Source organism: Protofrankia sp. CiP1_Cm_nod4, assembly GCF_982290645.1.
Map to the genome: position 1 here is coordinate 5,896 of NZ_CEVIVC010000080.1, position 1,121 is coordinate 7,016.

Sequence of the window (1,121 nt, forward strand, 5' to 3'; positions counted from 1 at the left end):
ACCGCGACGGCCGTCGACGCGGAGAAGGTCGATGATCTGCGCGCGTCGCTGCGTGTCCGGGCGGAGCGGGTCGATCCGGACGACCGGCTGCTGCTCTCCGAGGTGACGGCTCTCAGAGCGCACGTGGGCTGGTTGGCTCCCGCCGTCGACGAACTGGTCGAGGCGGCCTACAGCACCCGCGACGCGTTCGAACGGCTGCTCGGCGCCCGCCACCGCCTCAACGTTCCCGAGCTCTACACCGACTCGGTGGTATCCCAGCTGGCGAGCCTGATGGCGCAGCTGTCCGGCGCCCGTGAGCATGCCCGGGATGTCGGGGCCGTGCACGTGGCCGACCCGGCGGCGGGTGCCGGTGACCTGCTGGCCGCCGTCCACTCGGTGATCGGCGAGGCGTACGACGTGCGGATCAGCGGGGCCGAGCCCGACCGGTTCCTCGCCCGGCTGGCCCGCCGCCGGTTCACGGTCGCCGGCGTGAGCCGCCGTGACCTGGACGTTCGTGCCTCGGCCGCGCGCCGCGCGAACGCCGACGCCGTCGTCACCCGCCTGCCGTTCCGGCCGGCGGAGGAGCGCGACGCCGTGGGCGTGCTCGTCGCGGTGCGCCGGATCGCCGACGCGCTGCGCCCACGGCAGACCGCTGTCCTGCTCGGGCCGGCCGAGGCGCTGGTGGACCCGCTGCCGGTGCACCGGCCGGCGGTGCGGCGCCGCGACGAGCTGCTGGCCACCGGCCTGGTCGAGGCGGTGATCCACCTGCCTGGCGGGATGGTCCCGTTCCGGCCGGCCTACCGGACGGCGCTGTGGGTGCTGCGCCGGGAGGAGGACGCGCCGGCGCACGGCCGGGTGCTGCTGGCGGACATCTCCGACCGGGAGCTGACCGACGACGTCGTCGAAACGCTCGTCCTGGACGTCGCGACCTGGCGCCGGGACGGATTCCGCCCGGACGAGCGGCTGCGCGTCCTCGCCTCCCAGGCGGCGATCAGCCAGTTGACGACCCGGCCCGGGGACGCGCCGGTGGCGTTGACGGCGCCGCGTCCCACCGGCGAGCCGAGCCGGCGGGCCGCCCGGGCGGTCGTGCGCATCCGCGAGATGGACGACCGGATCGCGTCCCACCGCGATACCGCGATGAC

The 1,121-nt window shown here is 75.7% G+C and carries 1 protein-coding gene; it reads left to right on the forward strand.

The annotated features are described in order from the left end of the window. Positions 1–1,121: hypothetical protein (locus tag AC5LSR_RS15545; RefSeq protein ID WP_493468616.1), on the forward strand; the 1,121-nt coding region annotated here is incomplete at both ends.